This is a genomic window from Arthrobacter sp. TMN-49 (assembly GCF_054511095.1).
Map to the genome: position 1 here is coordinate 72,489 of NZ_JBTNDH010000017.1, position 17,006 is coordinate 89,494.

Consider the following 17,006-nt stretch of genomic DNA (forward strand, 5'->3'; position numbering starts at 1 on the left):
AACCGCACTAGACTGGAAACGTATTTGGGTTCGGTGTGCCGGGTGGGGGGACGGTGCACGCATACTTTGAGCTGACCGGATACACATGACTTCCTCACTTCCCAGTCTCCCGGGCCCCATGGCCGTCCCCGACCCGCCCGCCCGCCCGACCGCTGACAAGGGCACCAGCCGGTATGGCATGCTGCCCCGGTTGGCCGGGAAAAGCTACATCCCGCTGGGCCTGTTTGCCCGCGTACCGCTGGCCATGCTCACCATTGGTGTCCTGACCCTGGTCACGGCCGTCAGTGCTTCCTATGCGATTGGCGGTTACGCCGCCGGTGCCGTGGGTGTTGGTGCGGCCATTGGCGCTCCTTTGGTGGGGTATCTCGCCGACCGGTTCGGCCAAAAACGGGTCCTGCTGGTCTCCGCTGTGTCAAACGCGGTGCTGGTGTGCGCCGTCGTCGCCATGGCGTACAGCATTGGCGAATTCACCGTTGCCGCCACCGTGGCCATGCTGGGCATCGCGCTGCTGGCCGGTGCCAGCTCACCCCAAGTGGGGCCGTTGTCGCGGGTGCGGTGGATGGCCCTGAGCAAGAAGCTGCCCAAGAATCAGCAAGGCCCCGTGGTGGACACGGCACTCTCGCTGGAAGGCACCGCCGACGAGGTGACGTTTGTGCTGGGCCCGGCCCTGGTCGGCCTGCTGGCATCGCTGGTGGCCCCCTGGCTGCCGCTGGTCCTGGCCGCCGCCATGACGGTGACCCTGGTGACCTTGTTTGCCATCCACCCCACCCAGGCCGCCGTCGGAGCCCGCCAAAACTCAGTCACCGGCAATGCCGGATACGTCCCCGCCGAACCCATCAAGTGGCTGCGCGTCGCCGTCCCGGTGCTGGGTATGGTCTGCATGGGGACGTTCTTCGGATCCTCCCAGACCGCCTTGACGGCATTTACCGGGGTTCACGGTTCCGTGGACCAGGCCGGGCTCATGTACGCCGTCATGGGTGCCAGCTCGGCCGTGGCGGCACTGTCGGTGGCCTACTGGCCAGTTGCCTTCAGCCACGCCTGGCGCTGGGTGCTCACGGCAGGGTTGATGGCCGGCGGGACGCTCGCGTTCTTGCTGCCGGAATCCTTGGGCGCCATGATCATCGTCTTGTTGCTGGTGGGCATACCCGTTGGCCCCACCATGGTCACCATCTTCAGCGTGGGAAGCGTCATCGCCCCGCCGCAGTGGATGGGCACCGTCATGACCGCCCTGGCCAGCGGCATTGTGGCAGGCACGGCACTGGGATCCTCGATCGCCGGTTCGCTGGCCCAAACAGTGGGCTACCACACGGCGTTCATGGTGCCCATTGTTGCCGCCAGCGCGCTTTTGGCGCTCGGCTTCGTTGCCGCCATGCTGCTGCGCCGGTCCGCCGCAAATCCGCCGCAGGCCTAGACGGCCGGCCAGCCGTTTAGTGATCGGCGATGTCCCTGCTGGCTAGCGCCGCTGCCACGAGGGCGTCATCTAGCTGGTCAAAGCGCAGGTATGCCTCACTGACGGCATGCATGGCGGGCCAGGGCTGCAGGCACGTCATCCCGTCCGCCAGTGCAGCCAGCTGCTTGCACGTGCTGGCCGGAGCGGCCGGAAGGCACACCTGGATGCTTCCGGCACTCTCCCGGCGCAGCACCTCCACGGCCGCCCGGAGGGTTGCGCCGGTGGCTGCCCCGTCGTCGCACAGCAAGATGGTGCGTCCGACGACGGCGGGTTGGGGTCCGGTGACATAGCGGGCCTGCCGGCGCGCAAGTTCTGCGCGCTCGGCGGCATCGACCCGGTCGAGATCGGCGCTGTTGTAGCCGTTGCGGTGTAGGTACTCCAAGGTGGCCGGCAGGTGGATGGCCGAGGTGAGGGCACCGTAGCGCGCCAGCGCGCCAAACGCAGTCTCGGGCGATCCCGGCACGCCCAGCTTCCTGACCACCATGACGTCCCAGGGCAGGGCCAAGGCCGTGGCGACAGCGTGGCCCACGGGGACGCCGCCGCGGGCAAGAGCCAGCACCAGGGTCTCCGGTGACCGCCGGAAGGACACCAGTTTTCGCGCCAGACGGCGGCCGGCGTCGTCCCTGTCGGTGAAGGGGAACCACGGGCGGGTTTCGCTGGAAACTCCCATGCTTTCAGTATGCTCCGGCCGGCGTGGCCGCGCCACAGCTTGGCCGGAACAGCTAGGCCAGGAAGGCGATGGCGGCATCCTTGAAGTCCCGCGAGGTCACGGCATTGTTGTGGGAGCGCCCGGGGATGAGATGTTGCTGCGCCCGGCCGCTGAGCCCGGCCAGCAGATCCATGCTGTTGGCGCGCTCGTCCTGATCGCCCGCCACCAGCAGGATGGGCATCTTGGGGACGGCGTCGGCCGGTTCGAAGGGTTCCAGCTTGATGGCCTGGATCAACGCCAGCAGGGCAAAGATGTCATTGCTGGGAATGAGCTGGGCCATCTCCAGCAGCCAGCGGGTGGAGGCGTCGGCAATGGGGGTGCCGTCATTGAGGAACTTTTGTGCCCCGTCAAGGTCGAATTCGGCCAAGGGGTCCTTCGGGCTCGGGCCGCCCAGGACCATCTTGCGCACCAGCTCCGGCTGGGTGGCCCCAAACTCCCACGCCAACCGAGAGCCAAGGGAGTAGCCGATCAAGTCCACGCCGGAGCCGGGGTCGTCCGCGTGCAGCGGCCGCACGCCCTGGTCGATGAGGATTTGGAGCAGGTCGGCACGGATTTTCCCGGGCGTGTACGAATCAAGGTCGTAGGGGGCTGTGCTGTGCCCGTGGCCGGGCAGATCAACGGACAGGACGCGTCGCCCGGCCCTGTTCAGCGCCGCAACCCAGCCGCTTTTGACCCAGTTCAACTCGATGGAGGAGGCAAAACCGTGGATGAGGAAGACAGGCGGCAAGGCAGCCGGTGAGTCGGCATCAAAAACAGCCACGTTCAGCCCGGCGTTGGCGCCTTCCACTGAATGTGAGGCGCTGGGGGTGGAGTGTTTGTCTTGGACAGTCATGACTGAACCTTCCATGTTGTGGGAGTCAGCACTGGTGCATCCTTGCCATAGGAAGTCATGGCCCTACCTTCCTGCGGTGGCCCGCGCCGCCGTCGTACGTCCACCCTAGCGCGTTCCGGCGCGGCGCTGGAGGCGTTGGGCCAGTGCGCACACAATGGCGATGCCGGCCACGAGTGAGAACGTGCCGAACAGCTGCCCCCGGCTGGCCTCCCCAATGAACCCCACAGCAAAGATGGCGGCGAGCAGCACCAGCCCGAAGATGGTCAGCGCGGGAAAGGCCTTCATGCGCAGGGGCAGGACCGTGCCGTCGCGGTCGGCGCGCCGCCGCAGGATCAGTTGCGAGACCAGGGCGATGCCCCACACGATCAGGCAGGTGGACCCCACCAGGTTCAGCAAGGCGTCAAGGACTCTCGTTGGGAACAGCAGTTCCAGGATCACCGCGGCGAAACCGAAGCTGACCGAAACCGCGACGGCGGCCAGGGGCACCTGGTGAGGGGTGGTGCGGGCAAAGATGCGGGGCGCCTCGCCACGGTCGGCCAGGGAGTAGATCATGCGGGAGGCGCCGTAGAGGTTGGCGTTCAGGGCCGAGAGCAGGGCTGCCACGGCCACCAGGGTGATGGCCGTTCCGGCCCATTCAATCCCGGCGATGTTCAGCACGGCGGCGAAGGGGGAGCTGAGATCCGGTGAATTCCAGGGCAGCACTGCCGCGATGACAAAGATGGAGCCAATGTAGAACACCAGGATGCGCCACACCACTGTGCGCACAGCAATGGCGACGCTGCGCTGCGGGTCAGCCGTCTCCGCGGCGGCGACAGCAACGATTTCCGTGCCGCCAAAGGCAAAGACGACGACAAAGAGGCCGGTGGCTATTCCTGACAGGCCGTTCGGGGCAAAACCGCCGTGGTTGACCAGGTTGCCCAGCCCCGGTGACGTTGTCCCGGGCAGCCAGCCCAGCAGGAGCAGCGCGCCAAAGACCAAGAACAAGACAATGGCGCCGACCTTCAGCAAGGCAAACCAAAACTCAAACTCGCCGTAGTTTTTGACGGTGGTCAGGTTGATCGCCGTGAAGGCGACCATAAAAATCAAGGTCAGGCCCCAGACGGGGATGACGGGCCAAACACTGACCAGCAGGGCAGCTGCCCCCAGGGCTTCGGCGGCAATGACCACCACCAACTGCAGCCACCACAACCAGCCCACCGTTGACCCGGCCACCGGACCCATGGCCTTTTGGGCGTACACGGAGAAAGCGCCGGAGTTGGGGTTGGCGGCAGCCATTTCACCCAGGGCCCACATGACCAGGATGATCAAGGTGCCCGCGGCAAGGTAGGAGATGAGGACGGCGGGCCCGGCCTCGGCCAGGCCCTTCCCCGAGCCGAGGAACAAGCCCGCCCCGATGGCGCTGCCGAGCCCCATCATGGTCAGTTGGCGCTGCTTGAGGGAGTGCCCCAATCCACCCGTCGACGGTGCTTTGCTGGTGACTGCTGGTGATAGGGAACTCATGGAGGGAAATGCCTTCTTCGTGGTGCGGGCCGGTGGGGGCTGGGTCGGGGTGCGGCGTGTTCCCCCACACGCATTATCCACCACGGTCCGCGGGGGCCCAAAGCGGGGCTGTGCGGACCACAGTGCCGCGGTGCCTAGGGGGATGACCAGCGGTGATGATGTCCCGCGGATGCACCAGGGCCATCGCCAGCCGCCCTAATGCGTTGGCGGCGACTTGGTGGTTGCTTGACAGCCCCTGGGGGTCCGGCCTGGGGCAACGCTGGCGAAAAATTTGTTCAAGCACGGGATCGGGCGTAGAATCAGTTTTAGTCAAGGTGACTTTAACTAATATTGCGGGGTGAGCTGCCATGGAAGGGCTAGCCTTTGTCAGCGCCGCCAATGTCAGCGAACGGCTGGCCGAACCGCCCGCCCTGGCGATCTCCACTGTCATCTTTGCCCTGCGGCCCAGCGGGGACGGCGAGCGCGCCACGCTGTGGCTACCGCTGGTCCGGCGCATCCGTGAACCGTTCAGGGGCCTGTGGGCTCTGCCGGGCGGCCCACTGACCCAGGCCGAGTCGCTGCAGGACACGGCGGCCCGGAACCTTGCCGACACCACGGGCCTGGCGCCGCAGTACCTGGAACAGTTGTATGCCTTTGGCGGGCTGCACCGCTCACCGAGCCAGCGCGTGGTCTCCATTGTTTACTGGGCCATGGTGCAGGCCGAGGAAGCCACCATGACCCACGAGTCGGAGAATGTGCGCTGGTTCAAGGCCGACGGACTGATGGATCTTGCCTTCGACCACAACCAGATTGTCGACTACGCGCTCTGGCGCCTGCGGAACAAGATGACCTACGGTTCAATCGCCTATCACCTGTTGGGGGAGACCTTTACCCTGGCCCAGGTGCGCGAGGTGTATGAGGCGGTGTTGGACCGCACCATCGATCCGGCAAATTTCCGCCGCCAGCTCAAGCATGCCCAACATATTGAGGCGACCGAGGAGTTCCGCCAAGGCGGCAAGCACCGCCCGCCACGACTGTACCGCTACACGGGAAGCACGGCACCGGACGCTCCGGCCCCGGCCTCCTGACCCTCCCGCCGCCCACTTTTCTTCCACCCCTGCCATATCTACGGAGCACGCCATGTCATCGGTCAACACCACCATCCAGCTCATCACCCGTGAGGAAGCAGAACGTGCGGGGAAGGCTGGCCGCGAGCAGTCCAGCTGCAGCACCGAACTGTCCAAGGGCCCGTGGGAATTTGACCTGGCCGAGGCGCTCGCCGGCACACCCGGCTACGGCCCCGGCGCCTCCAATGAGGACGCCGCCCCCGTGGAGACGCCGCGCCAGGGCCAGCTTCCCCAGGAGTACAAGGACGCCTCCGACGCCGAACTTGAGGCGCGCATCCTTGCAGCCAAGGCCGAACTGGGCGACCGCGTGGTGGTGCTCGGTCACTTTTACCAACGCGATGAGGTGGTTCAATTTGCCGACTTTGTGGGGGACTCCTTCCAGCTGGCCAATGCCGCCAAGACACGCAGTGAGGCCGAAGCAATTGTGTTCTGCGGTGTTCACTTCATGGCCGAGACGGCCGACATGCTCTCGGGCAGCCACCAATCGGTCATCCTGCCCAACCTTGCCGCGGGGTGCTCCATGGCAGACATGGCTGACTTGCCCTCCGTGGAGGCCTGCTGGGCGCAGCTGGTGGAGCTTTACGGCACCGAGCCCGACGCCGACGGCCGGGTTCCTGTCATCCCCGTCACCTACATGAATTCCTCCGCCGCGTTGAAGGCGTTCTGCGGGGAGCACGGTGGCATTGTGTGCACCTCATCCAACGCCGCAACGGTGCTGGAATGGGCTTTTGCGCGCGGCCAGCGGGTGCTGTTCTTCCCGGACCAGCACCTGGGCCGCAACACGGCCAAGGCCATGGGGGTTGCGCTGGAGAACATGCCGCTGTGGAATCCGTGCATGCCCTTGGGTGGCAACACCGAACAGGTCATGGAGGACGCCAAGGTGGTGCTGTGGCAGGGATTCTGTTCAGTCCACAAGCGTTTTACCGTGGCGCAGATTGAACAGGCCCGGATCGATTTCCCCGGCGTACGGGTGGTGGTGCATCCGGAATGCCCCATGGAGGTTGTGGACGCCGCCGACGAGGCCGGCTCCACGGACTACATTCTCAAGGCCATCCAGGGCGCCCCTGCTGGCAGCACCTTTGCCATCGGCACCGAGATCAACATGGTCAACAGGCTGGCCGCGCAGTACCCGCAACACACCATCTTCTGCCTTGACCCGGTGATTTGCCCGTGTTCGACCATGTACCGGATCCACCCGGGATACCTGGCCTGGGTCCTGGAGGGGCTGCTGCGCGGTGAGGTGCTCAACCAGATCACAGTTCCCGAAGCCACAGCCGTCAACGCCCGCATTGCCCTGGAACGGATGTTGGCGGCCAAGCCCAGCCAGGCCCGGCCGACGGCGCCATTGTCATGACAGCGGGCAACTCGCACCTGGTGGTGGTGGGCAGTGGCATAGCCGGCCTGTTCAGTGCACTGCTCGCTGCCGAGGCCGGGCTGCGGGTGACACTGTTGAGCAAGGGCAAGCTGGCCCAAAGCAACACGCACGTCGCCCAGGGCGGGATTTGTGCAGTCCTTGCCCCGGGCGAGGCGGCCCCCGGGGATAGCGTTGCCGCGCACATTGCCGACACCCTCGAGGCAGGAGCCGGGCAGTGCGACCCTGCGGCTGTACGGATCCTGTGCAGCGAGGCCGCGGCGGACATTGCCGCGCTGGAGCGTTTTGGCGTGGTGTTTGACAGTGAGCCGGGCACCGGGCGCCGGGCCCTGGGCCTTGAAGGGGCGCACTCAGCGGCCCGCATCCTCCATGCCGGTGGTGACGCCACCGGGGCAGCCATGGCCGACGGGTTGATCCAAGCCGTCCGCGATGCCGCCGCACTGGGCACCCTGACCATTGAAGAAGATACCTTCGTGGCGGACCTGCTGCTGCGCCAAGGCACCGTGGCAGGTGTCCTCTTCCACCGCGCACACGACGGCGGGGAGCCATCGACCCTGCAGGCAGACGCAGTTCTGCTGGCTACCGGCGGGGCCGGTCAGCTTTTCGAGTTCACGACCAACCCGGAGGTGGCCACCGCCGACGGCGTGGCTGTGGCGTGGCGCGCCGGTGCAGTGCTGGCGGACCTGGAGTACTTTCAGTTCCATCCGACAGCTCTGGCGGTTGGCAAGAACTTCTTGATCTCCGAGGCTGTGCGGGGAGCCGGAGCGGTTTTGCGTGACGCCGCCGGCACAGCCTTCATGCACAGCTATCACCCCGACGGCGAGCTGGCGCCCCGTGATGTGGTCTCGCGCAGCATTGCCGCCCACCTGGCCGGCGATCCGGCAGCTACGGGGCGAACAGTTTTCCTTGACGCCACAGCCGTGGAAAAGCTCCACGGCGTCGGGTACCTCGGCAGGCGATTCCCCACGATTGACGCCATGACCCGTGAACTGGGCTTTGACTGGTCGCGGGAATGGCTGCCCGTGACCCCCGCGGCGCACTATTGGATGGGCGGCGTGGCCACCAACCTCAACGCCCAAACCTCGCTACCGGGACTGTACGCCGCCGGTGAGGTGGCCTGTACGGGAGTGCACGGTGCCAACCGTCTCGCCTCCAACTCCCTGCTCGAGGGGCTCGTCTTTGGTCGTCGAGCCGTCGCGGCGATCCTGGCTGCAACGCAAGACGCCGCAACGCTCAGCCCGGAAACGCAGCCCGCCACGGTTCCGAACGCGGCCACCTGGACGGAGCATCACCTCACGGCCACGATGCGCCCGGGCGTTCCTGCCCTCCCAGCCGCCACGATGCCACCACCCCCTGATGCGGAGCCCTTTAGCCGCCAGGGCCTGCGCAGGCTCATGAGCGGCCATGTTGGGGTGGTCCGGGACGAGCACGGTCTGCGCCACGCCCAAGCCGTCCTCGCCCACTGGCGCTCGCAGCTGGCTCACGAAGGTGCGGGGCGAACAAGCAAGGAAACCGCCGAATCGGCAAACCTGCTGCAGGTCGCAGAACTGCTGGTCCACGCAGCCCTGGCCCGGCAGGAATCAGTGGGCGCGCATTTCCGCAGCGATTACCCCGGCAGCAACAATCACGCCACCCGCTCTTCCTCCTCCTGGATTGACCCCCACCTCTTCCCCGGTGCGGAACAAACCACCAGCCTTACCGAACTTGAAAGCGAAACAGTATGAACGCGTTCGAAGTAGTCCCGCCAGCCGGCGTTGCAACAGCTGCGGCGATGCTGCCAACCCTGCCCGCAACAGCCGTGGCGACCATCCTGCGCGCGGCCTTTATTGAGGATGCCCCGTATGGCGACATCACCTCCGCCACGCTGCTGCCGGCCACGGCCACGGCCACGGCCTGGCTGGTTGCGCGGGAAGCTGGCATCTTTTCCGGCGGCGAGGTGTTCGCGGCCGCCATGGTCATGGCGGATCCGCACGCAGTGGTTGAGCAGCTCATAGCCGATGGTCAACGCTTTGAGGCGGGCACCCGGATCATGCGTGTCACCGGCTTGGCGCGCGGCGTGCTGACCGCTGAGCGCATCGCCCTGAACCTGACCCAGCGCATGAGCGCCATCGCCACGCAGACGGCGGAGTATGCGGCCTTGCTCGAAGGCACCAAGGCCCGGGTGACGGATACCCGCAAGACCACCCCGGGGTTGCGCGTGCTCGAACGCTACGCAGTGCGGTGCGGGGGCGGACACAACCACCGGTTCTCACTCTCGGATGCTGTGCTGGCCAAGGACAACCACCTGGCGGTCTTGACGGGCGGGGACGTTGGCAAGTTGGGTGCGGCGTTGGCCGGGGTGCGGGCACAATTACCGCACACGGTCCACTTTGAGGTAGAGGTGGACAGCCTTGAACAGATCGAACCGGTCCTGGCAGCCGGGGTGGACACCATCATGCTGGACAACTTCAGCAACGAGCAGCTGATGGTGGGTGTTGCCATGGTCAATGGCCGTGCCCTGGTGGAAGCCAGCGGCAACGTCAACCTTGGCACCATCGCCGCGATCGCCCACACCGGCGTGGACATCATCTCCGTTGGCGCGCTTACCCACAGCGTCCGGGCACTGGACCTTGGCCTGGACATCGCCATCGAGGCCTGAGCCATGATCTTCTTGGACGCCGCAGCCACCACACCCGTCCGGCGCGAGGTCATTGAGGCGATGTTCCCGTTTCTCACCAACCAGTTTGGCAACCCCTCCAGCCACCACGGGCTGGGGGAGCTGGCAGCAAACGCCCTGGCCGGCGCCAGGGCGCAATGCGCTGATGTGCTGGGCTGCCACGCCGAAGAACTGATCTTCACCTCCGGGGGCACCGAGGCGGACAACCTGGCGCTCAAGGGCATCGCGGTGGCGCGGCGGGCCGCCGATCCTGCCCGCACCAGGGTGGTCATCAGCGCCATGGAACACCCCGCCATTGCCGACTCCGCCGACTATTTGCGCCGGGTTCACGGTTTTGTGGTGGACGAGGTACCCGTGGGCCCGGAGGGCCTGGTGGCTCCTGCCCAGTTCGCCCAGATGCTGGGTGAGGATGTGGCAGTGGTGTCGGTCATGTACGCCAACAACGAGGTGGGCACCGTCCAAGACATTGCCGCGTTGGCGGGAATTGCCCACCGTTGCGGCATACCGTTCCACAGTGATGGCGTTCAAGCGGCCGGCTGGCTCGACCTTGACGTCAACCGCTTGGGTGTTGACGCGTTGAGCATTTCCGGGCACAAGCTGGGGGCCCCCAAGGGTGTGGGCTTGCTGTATCTGAGGGGATCGGTGCCGCTGGAACCCTTGATCCATGGTGGGGGACAGGAGCGCGGCACCCGCTCGGGCACCGAAAACGTGGCGTTTGCCGTGGCACTGGCCACCGCGCTGCGGCTCGCCGAGGCCGGCCGGGCAGACGCTGCGGCCCGCGTGGTTGCCCTCCGCGACGGTTTCATCGACACCGTGTTGGCGCGGATTCCCACGGCCCTGCTGACGGGGCACCGCAGCCGCCGCCTGCCCGGCGTGGCGTCCTTTTGCTTTCCGGGAACTAGCGGAGAGTCGCTGCTGTTGGAACTGGAGCGCCACTCCATCCTGTGCTCCTCCGGATCGGCCTGCGCGGCCGGCTCCGATGAGCCCTCAGCTGTCCTGACGGCCATGGGTGTGGAACGCGCCGTGGCGCAGACGGCGTTGCGGTTCAGCTTCGGTGCGGACGTTGCCGAGGATGATTTGGCCCGGGCCGCCAATGAATTGGTGGCTGCCGTGGGCCGGGTTGGCCAGCTGGGACGCTGACGCACCACAGCTGCGGCACCGGCGTTAATTACGGCACAAAATTGGCACTAATTAGCAGGCGGAGTTTGGGCGTACGGTAGGAACAAATCAGGCCACGCACGGCCTGGTCAATTCACGCAAGGAGAGCAACATGACTGCCACCGTACCTGTCACCGAATGCGCCGTGGAAAACTGCTCCTTCAATGATCACACGCATTGTGGGGCCGCAGGCATCACCATCGGCGGCAACGCCGACCACGCCCTGTGCGCCACCTTCATTGACACGGGTGTCCATGGCGGACTGCCGAAGGTTCTGGCCTCCGTGGGAGCCTGCCAGCGCACCGAGTGCATCCACAACGATCACCTCATGTGCGGTGCCGACTCGGTCCGGGTGGGCCCCGGCGCCGACAACGCGGACTGCCTGACCTACCAGCACGAGCAGTAGCGCAGCGGCATCGGCTCGTCCCCGGCCATCACGCCAGCGCGGGGCGACGCAGCCTGCGGAAAATCCAGTACCGCATCATCAGGAAGCGGGTGACGGCCGAGGCAACATTCCCGGCAACAATCACGGCCAACGCCACAACGAGGGAGGCGTTGGGTGAGGCGTTGTGCAGAACCCATAAACTGCCGCTGGTGAAGATGAGCGCCAAAACCATCACCCAGAGCCCGCGCCGTTGGTCGCGCCACCACAGCGCCCGGTCGCGGACGCCAAAACTGAATCTCCGGTTCAGATCTGTGTTGAGTACCGAACACAGGATCAGGGAGATTGCGTTGGCCCATTGAAGGCCCAGCACGGGGCGCAGGCTGGCAAAAATGGTCATCGAAATAACTGTGCAAATAACGGCGACCACCGCAAAACTGCGCAACTGCGTGGCCAGCACGGGATGGCGTTGCCACCACTGCCGGCGCACAGCAAATACCCCGCTGGATGCTGCGCTGAGCGCAGGATCCCCGGGGGATGGTTCGGTGGCCGCTTCTGTTGTCATGGGTAACCAATACTGCCAGCAGTTCATGGCAGCTGCCAACCCGCCCCACACCATGCGGGCCCCGTGGCGGACTAGACGCCCGCCACGACAGGGTTGCGGAGTTCGCCAATGCCACCAACACGGCAGATGACGTCATCGCCGGGGCTGAGCTGGCGGCATTCGCCCGGGAATCCCGTCAGGATCACGTCCCCGGGCAGCAGGGTCATGAAGCCGCTCAGGTACACCAGAATTTCCGCCACGCCCCAGCCCAAATCGGCGCTGGAGGCGGGGGCCAGCTCGGTGCCGTTGTGCACAATGCTGATGGGCACGCCGTCGTCCGCCAGGCCAACAACAATCCACGGGCCCAGGGGAGTGAACGTGTCCGGGCTCTTGGCGCTGATCCACAGCCGATCGCTCTTTTGGGCGTCACGGGCTGAGACGTCATTGCCGATGGTGAAGCCAAGGATGGCGTGGCGGGCGTTCTCCACTGTCAGGTTTCGTGCAGCCCGGCCCATGACAACGCTCAGTTCGGCCTCCGGGTCAACGCGGCCCACGGTGGGGCTGAGCTTGATGGCGTCGCCGGGGCCCACAACGGAGCTGGCCGCCTTGTGGAAGGCCTGCGGGGGCAGGGCACGGCCGGGCGCACCCGTGTTGTGTGCCATACCCAAAACATTGGCGGGGGCGCAGGGGGCCAGGAAGGTGAACTGGTCTTGGGAAAGTGTTGCACCCACCACCCACCCGTCGCGGGCGGCACTGTTTTGATTGGCGGCAGAGGTGGGGAACGGGGATTCCACGCACTGCCAGAGGCGGCCCTCGGGGCTGTCAAAACGGGTGGCGTTGTTGCGCACAAAGAACTGCTCGGGCAACGGCGCCGCCGCTGCGTCGTGGGGGCGGACACGGGCCAGGCGGTACGGGGCAACAGTCATCCGGACATCCTATCTTCAGGGGATGTTTCATGAGTGCCGCCCGTCACTCGTGGCCAGGATGCACGCCGGTGCGCCGTATGACGCAGTGCCAACGTGCTCTCCCAGCCCGGTGGCATAGAATCCGTGTCATGCCCAAAGGAACAGCAATCAATCGTGCCATGGCTGCAGCGTTGAGCGTTGGTGCCGCAGGTGCTGCGGCAGTCATGGCGGCGCGGGCGTACCGGGCCGGGGCCAACACCCCTGTCGGAGACTATGGTTCGGCCGCGCAGCCTGCGGGCATTGGCGCCGATTATGCCCAACGGGCAGCCGAGCAGCTCAGCGAGTTGATCAGCTACCGGACAGTGTTCTCACGCTTTCGCGACAGGATTGAGCTGGAACAGTTCACCGGGTTCATCGAGGCCCTGGAACGGTTGTATCCGGGCGTCCATGCTGCTCTTACTCGGGAGTGTGTCAACGGTCACGCGTTGCTGTTCAAGTGGGCCGGCACCCGGGCCGACGCCGGTGCCAAGCCCACAGTCTTGCTGGCCCACTACGACGTCGTGCCGGTGGATGCGCGCGATGACTGGACCCATCCGGGGTTCTCCGGCCATCAGGACGGTGAGTTCGTGTGGGGGCGCGGTGCACTGGATGACAAGGGTGCGGTGGTGGTGCTCCTGGCGGCCCTTGAATCCCTGATCGCGGAGGGTTTCCGGCCCGGGCACGATCTTTATGTGTCCCTGGGCAACAATGAGGAAACGGCAGGGGACAGCGCCGCGGCGGCCGCGGAGCTGCTGGCCCGCCGCGGTGTGGCGCCGTGGCTGGTCCTGGATGAGGGCGGTGCCGTGGCGCAGGACGCGTTCCCGGGCATGAACGCACCGGCAGCCGTCATTGGGGTGGCCGAAAAAGGCGTTGTGGACTTAGAAATCCTCACCCGCAGTGCCGGCGGGCATGCGTCCACGCCACCGCGCATGGGCGCCACCGCCAGACTGGCGCAGGCAATCGTGGCGTTGGAGGAGACCCCGTTTCCGGCCTCGATGCCAGAACCGATTGCCGAGATGCTGCGCAGGGTGGGCCATCACAGCGGATTTGCCCTGCGGCTCGTGACGGCCAATATGTGGGCCTTCAAGCCGCTCGTCACACAACTGTTGGGCGTGGTGGGTGATGAAACCCGGGCGCTCACCCGCACCACCGTCGCTGTCACCATGCTTGAGGGCAGCAAGGCGGCCAATGTGCTGGCGGCCACGGCCCGCGCCAATGCCAATATCCGCATAGCTGTGGGGGAGAGCGTTGACTCGGTGGTGGAGGCTGTGCGGGTCATTATTGACGACCCCCAGGTGCAGCTGACTGTGCGTTCGGGGCACAATCCCTCGCCGATTTCCGCGTTCGACAACGAACAATTCGCCCTGCTGAGCCGGGCCGTGGCCGAGTCCTACCCGGACGCTGTCGTGACGCCGTACATCCAGACCGGTGCCACCGACTCACGGTTCTTCACCACCATCTGCCCGGCGGTCTACAGATTCTCCCCGCTGCTGATGGACGCCGCCGACAGGGCCAGTTTGCATGCTGTCAATGAAAAGGTTCGGATCAGCTCGCTGGGCGCAGGTGTGGTGTTTTATCGCGAGCTGGTGCAGGGCCTGGCCCGCGTCGGCCCGCCCGCACGCTTGTGAGGGCCGAACACCACAGCCCCGGCGTGTCAACCGCTGGCACGCAACCGTGCAACGCTTTCCGGCGATAGCATGTGCAACAAGGACTGGGTCAGCAGCGAGGAAAAGGGCGGCGCATGAAAATGCAGTCAAGGCAGAATCTGGCCACGGGCATCACAGTATTGTTCGCCGGGCTGGCCCTGGCGGGCTGTGGTGTCTCCCTCGGTGTGCCGGAAACGGCATCGGCGCCGGCACCCAGCCCAAGCGCCAGCACCGAAGCTGTGCCCACGCCGTCGGCCGTCAGCAGCGCAAAACCCACCGCCACGGCGTCCCAGAGCCCCACCGCGCCGGCAGCCGCCGCCGAGTGGAAGAACTTCACCGACGCGGGGAAAACGGTGAGCTTCGCGGTACCTCAGGACTGGAGCGTGCAAACTCTGCCGTCGCCGGGCGCCGGTGCCGTGCACCTGGAGGTGAAGGACCCTGCCGGAACTGTCATGGCCACCTTGAACACTCACATCTCGGGGCTCGGCGGTGCCTGCGAGCCCTCCGCAAACCGGCCCTACACGGTGCTGGCCAGCATCCCGCTGGCGATTCCCTCGGACAACACAGCCCCCGCCGCCGTGGAGCCGCGTTACGTTTACCGGGTGATCCAAGGTGCCAACAACTTTTATGCCTCCTATGGCATCACCGACCAGTCGGCCGGCCCCGATGGCAAGGCCTGCCTGGTGTACAACACGGTGAATTCGCGGCAGCTCGGTGTCTACATGTTCGGCGATGTCCTGCAATTCACGAGTGCGCTGGATGGCTCGCCCGGTTTGCGGGCCTTTGCCACCATCGCCGATGCCCAGGCCTATATGCGCAGCACCGAATACCAGAACATTCAAAAGATGGTCACATCCCTCAAAGCCCTCGGTTAGCGTTCAGCCACCGATTCGCGCAGCCTGGTGGTCAGCTCCAGCAGGGTGCGCATCTCCTCATCGCTGAGCGCCGTCTCCATGACGTCCAGAATGTTGTGCACATGGGCCCGGCCCACTTCCTTTTGCAGGGCCGTGCCGGCCTCGGTCAGGCCAATCAACACCCCGCGCTTGTCATCCTGGGCTGTTTTGCGCTGGATCAATCCCCGCGCCTCCAGCCTGTCGACCATCCGGGAAATGCTGGGCTGGGTCAACAGCACGTTGTCGTTGAGCTCGTTCAGGCGCAGCCATCCCGAGGGGCACCGGGACAGGTTGAAGAGCACGTCATATTCGCGGCTGCCCACCTTCTTGAAATTCGGTTCCTTGTGCAGTTCGCGCATGACGGCCACCTGCGAACGCAACAGCGATTCCCAGGCGTCAGTTGCGAGGCGGCGGTGTGCTGCGGCAGACATGTTATTTCACCCCTGATGAGCTGGTGGCGGCGCCTTCGACGGCGGCACTTTCGGTAACGCCTTCGGCAGCGGCGCGGGCTGCGTCACGGCGAGCCTCAAAGGTGGGTGGGTCGGGGATGTGCGCCGGGCGGTTGGCAGCAAATTCCTTGCGCAGGGTTGGCAGGACGTCGGAGCCAAACAGGTCAAGCTGCTCAAGAACTGTCTTCAGCGGCAAACCGGCATGGTCCACCAGGAACAGCTGGCGCTGGTAGTCGCCGTAGTAGTCGCGGAAGGCAAGGGTCTTTTCAATCAACTCCGCCGGGCTGCCCACCGTCAACGGGGTCTGGGCGGTGAAGTCCTCCATGGACGGCCCGTGGCCGTAGACAGGTGCATTGTCAAAGTAGGGCCGGAACTCCTTCACGGCGTCCTGGGAGTTGGGCCGGATGAAGAACTGCCCGCCCAGGCCAACGATGGCCTGGTCAGCCTGCCCGTGGCCGTAGTGTTCGTAGCGCTCGCGGTACAGTCCAATGAGCTGCTGGTAGTGCTCCTTGGGCCAGAAAATGTTGTTGGCGAAGAAGCCGTCACCGTAGTAGGCGGCAATTTCGGCAACTTGTGGCGTGCGGATGGAGCCGTGCCACACGAAGGGGGCAACGCCGTCGAGCGGGCGGGGCGTGGCGGTGAAGCCGCGCAGGGGAGTGCGGAACTTTCCCTCCCAGTTCACCACGTCTTCATCCCACAGGCGGCGCAACAGGGCATAATTTTCAACTGTCAGTTCAACACTGTCCTGCTGGTTCTTGCCAAACCACGGGTAAACGGGGCCCGTATTGCCGCGGCCCAGCACCAGGTCCACGCGTCCTTCGGCAAGGTGCTGGAGCGTGGCGAAGTCCTCGGCGATCTTCACTGGATCGTTGGTGGTGATCAGTGTGGTGGTGGTGGAGAGAATGATCTTCGCGGTTTGCGCGGCGATATAGCCCAGAATGGTGGTGGGGGAGCTGGGGTAGAACGGCGGGTTGTGGTGCTCGCCCGTGGCAAAGACGTCCATGCCCACATCTTCTGCGTGCTTGGCAATGGTGGTGATGGCCTTCAGCCGCTCATGTTCGGTGGGAGTGCGGCCGGTAGTTGGATCCAGGGTGACGTCGCCTACGCTGAATATGCCGAACTGCATGATGTGCTCCTTTGAATCCCCGGGATCACCGAGATATATATGCGTTTGTATCTAATATAGGGCTCAACCCCACGGGGCGTCAAAATGTTCCCGCTCCTAGGAATCTGTGTGGCAGTTGTTGGACCGATTCTTGAATTTTAGGGGTGGTTGCAACACTGGGTGGTTAGCTTGGTATCAGTAGATCACGGAATACTTCGGCTGGTGTTTTCCAGCCGAGTGACTTGCGGGGGCGTGCGTTG

The 17,006-nt window shown here is 65.3% G+C and carries 16 protein-coding genes; 9 read left to right on the top strand and 7 right to left on the bottom strand.

Translation table 11 applies throughout. The annotated features are described in order from the left end of the window. Nucleotides 1-85: 85 nt before the first annotated feature. Nucleotides 86-1,411 carry an MFS transporter gene (locus tag ACX80E_RS09850; protein ID WP_459301733.1) on the top strand — a complete coding sequence of 442 codons (1,326 nt, stop codon included), beginning with the start codon at nt 86-88 and terminating at the stop codon, nt 1,409-1,411. Nucleotides 1,412-1,427: 16 nt separating this feature from the next. Here ACX80E_RS09850 and ACX80E_RS09855 read toward each other — a convergent pair whose 3' ends face one another. The 3 genes from ACX80E_RS09855 to ACX80E_RS09865 form a co-directional block, all read right to left on the bottom strand. Further along, nucleotides 1,428-2,120, bottom strand: coding sequence for a phosphoribosyltransferase (locus tag ACX80E_RS09855; RefSeq protein ID WP_459301734.1), 693 nt, complete (start codon nt 2,118-2,120; stop codon nt 1,428-1,430). Nucleotides 2,121-2,172: 52 nt separating this feature from the next. Continuing rightward, nucleotides 2,173-2,991 carry an alpha/beta fold hydrolase gene (locus ACX80E_RS09860; RefSeq protein WP_459301735.1) on the bottom strand — a complete coding sequence of 273 codons (819 nt, stop codon included), beginning with the start codon at nt 2,989-2,991 and terminating at the stop codon, nt 2,173-2,175. A gap of 105 nt (nt 2,992-3,096) precedes the next feature. Further along, nucleotides 3,097-4,491, bottom strand: a complete 1,395-nt coding sequence (locus tag ACX80E_RS09865; protein ID WP_459301736.1) for an amino acid permease — start codon at nt 4,489-4,491, stop codon at nt 3,097-3,099. A 347-nt stretch (nt 4,492-4,838) separates the two neighbouring features. On the opposite strand from ACX80E_RS09865, the gene ACX80E_RS09870 reads away from it, so the two are divergent. From ACX80E_RS09870 to ACX80E_RS09895, 6 genes are all read left to right on the top strand, one after another. Next, nucleotides 4,839-5,558: an NUDIX hydrolase gene (locus tag ACX80E_RS09870; RefSeq protein WP_459301737.1), complete on the top strand. Its 720-nt coding sequence runs from the start codon at nt 4,839-4,841 to the stop codon at nt 5,556-5,558. A gap of 52 nt (nt 5,559-5,610) precedes the next feature. Continuing rightward, a complete protein-coding gene (gene nadA / locus ACX80E_RS09875; protein WP_459301738.1) occupies nt 5,611-6,951 on the top strand; it encodes a quinolinate synthase NadA in 1,341 nt (446 codons plus the stop codon). After that, the gene (locus ACX80E_RS09880) at nt 6,948-8,693 is read left to right on the top strand and encodes an L-aspartate oxidase (RefSeq protein WP_459301739.1); all 1,746 of its coding nucleotides are present in this window, start codon (nt 6,948-6,950) and stop codon (nt 8,691-8,693) included. The genes nadA and ACX80E_RS09880 overlap by 4 nt, the downstream gene beginning before the upstream one ends. Then, on the top strand, nt 8,690-9,607 hold the full coding sequence (gene nadC, locus ACX80E_RS09885) for a carboxylating nicotinate-nucleotide diphosphorylase (RefSeq protein WP_459301740.1): 918 nt from the start codon (nt 8,690-8,692) through the stop codon (nt 9,605-9,607). The genes ACX80E_RS09880 and nadC overlap by 4 nt, the downstream gene beginning before the upstream one ends. A 3-nt stretch (nt 9,608-9,610) precedes the next feature. Then, nucleotides 9,611-10,765, top strand: coding sequence for a cysteine desulfurase family protein (locus ACX80E_RS09890; protein WP_459301741.1), 1,155 nt, complete (start codon nt 9,611-9,613; stop codon nt 10,763-10,765). Between the two features lie 130 nt (nt 10,766-10,895). After that, nucleotides 10,896-11,189, top strand: coding sequence for a DUF1540 domain-containing protein (locus ACX80E_RS09895; RefSeq protein ID WP_459301742.1), 294 nt, complete (start codon nt 10,896-10,898; stop codon nt 11,187-11,189). Nucleotides 11,190-11,217: 28 nt separating this feature from the next. Here the strand turns inward: ACX80E_RS09895 and ACX80E_RS09900 are convergent, their stop codons facing one another. Both ACX80E_RS09900 and ACX80E_RS09905 read right to left on the bottom strand, forming a co-directional pair. Then, entirely contained in the window at nt 11,218-11,730 is a 513-nt protein-coding gene (locus tag ACX80E_RS09900) for a GtrA family protein (RefSeq protein WP_459301743.1), read from the bottom strand. 71 nt (nt 11,731-11,801) lie between these two features. Then, entirely contained in the window at nt 11,802-12,635 is an 834-nt protein-coding gene (locus ACX80E_RS09905; protein ID WP_459301744.1) for a fumarylacetoacetate hydrolase family protein, read from the bottom strand. 128 nt (nt 12,636-12,763) lie between these two features. Here ACX80E_RS09905 and ACX80E_RS09910 point away from each other — a divergent pair, with 128 nt between their 5' ends. Both ACX80E_RS09910 and ACX80E_RS09915 read left to right on the top strand, forming a co-directional pair. Then, entirely contained in the window at nt 12,764-14,281 is a 1,518-nt protein-coding gene (locus ACX80E_RS09910) for a M20/M25/M40 family metallo-hydrolase (protein WP_459301745.1), read from the top strand. A 113-nt stretch (nt 14,282-14,394) separates the two neighbouring features. Then, the gene (locus tag ACX80E_RS09915; protein ID WP_459301746.1) at nt 14,395-15,174 is read left to right on the top strand and encodes a hypothetical protein; all 780 of its coding nucleotides are present in this window, start codon (nt 14,395-14,397) and stop codon (nt 15,172-15,174) included. On the opposite strand, the gene ACX80E_RS09920 is transcribed toward ACX80E_RS09915, so the two are convergent. Next, nucleotides 15,171-15,623, bottom strand: a complete 453-nt coding sequence (locus ACX80E_RS09920) for a MarR family winged helix-turn-helix transcriptional regulator (RefSeq protein WP_459301747.1) — start codon at nt 15,621-15,623, stop codon at nt 15,171-15,173. The two genes, ACX80E_RS09915 and ACX80E_RS09920, sit on opposite strands and share 4 nt — an antisense overlap. Nucleotide 15,624: 1 nt before the next feature. Continuing rightward, nucleotides 15,625-16,767 carry an LLM class flavin-dependent oxidoreductase gene (locus tag ACX80E_RS09925; RefSeq protein WP_459301748.1) on the bottom strand — a complete coding sequence of 381 codons (1,143 nt, stop codon included), beginning with the start codon at nt 16,765-16,767 and terminating at the stop codon, nt 15,625-15,627. Nucleotides 16,768-17,006: the final 239 nt, after the last annotated feature.